Source organism: Mesorhizobium sp. M4A.F.Ca.ET.090.04.2.1, assembly GCF_003999085.1.
Classification (GTDB): domain Bacteria; phylum Pseudomonadota; class Alphaproteobacteria; order Rhizobiales; family Rhizobiaceae; genus Mesorhizobium.
The window spans coordinates 1-624 of record NZ_RZOT01000997.1 but is presented as its reverse complement, the minus strand read 5'-3'; the positions used below and the strand labels follow the sequence as shown (position 1 = coordinate 624).

Below are 624 nucleotides of genomic sequence, written 5' to 3'. Positions count from 1 at the left end.
ATTCCCGGGCGTGCCGATCGCCCGCGACATCGCCGATGCGATTACCGGTTTTGCCGGCGCGATCGACGTCGCCGGCGCAAAGGTGGGCGAGGCCCTGCCTTCGCATGACTTCGCCGCCGAACGGGCGCTGTTCTCCGACTTCATCACCTGGTACTCGCAGGCCTTCCAGGCACCGCTGCAAGACTCGCCAACGCTCGCTACCTATCTCGCGGCGCTCAACCGGCGCGACGACTTCATCCACGCCTGGGAGCGCTTCTTCGGCGACTGGGACGTGCTGGTGTGCCCGGCAATGATGTGCACCGCCTTCAAGCATCGCGAGACGGGCACGCCGATCCCGGTCGACGGCGTCGAGACGCCCTACTGGACGGCGCTCAGCCATGCCTGCCGTTTCAACCTGACCGGCCATCCGGCCGCCGTTATCCCGATCGGCCTCGACCGCGATGGCCTGCCGATCGGCGCCCAGCTTGTCGGCCGTCGCCACTGCGACCTCAGGCTGCTTGCCGCCGCCAAGGCGCTGGCGAGGCTGACGGATGGGTATGTGCGGCCACCGGGGATATGAGGGAGGGAGTAGGGGAGTAGGGCAGTAGGGCAGTAGGGCACTAGGCACTAGGCACTAGGCACTAG

Annotated in this window: 1 protein-coding gene; it reads left to right on the top strand. The window is 67.3% G+C overall.

All coding sequences use genetic code 11. The annotated features are described in order from the left end of the window. Positions 1 to 559, top strand: a 559-nt coding sequence (locus EN781_RS33710) for an amidase family protein (RefSeq protein WP_245492728.1), incomplete at its 5' end; no start/stop codon positions are given. Between the last annotated feature and the right edge of the window lie 65 nt (positions 560 to 624).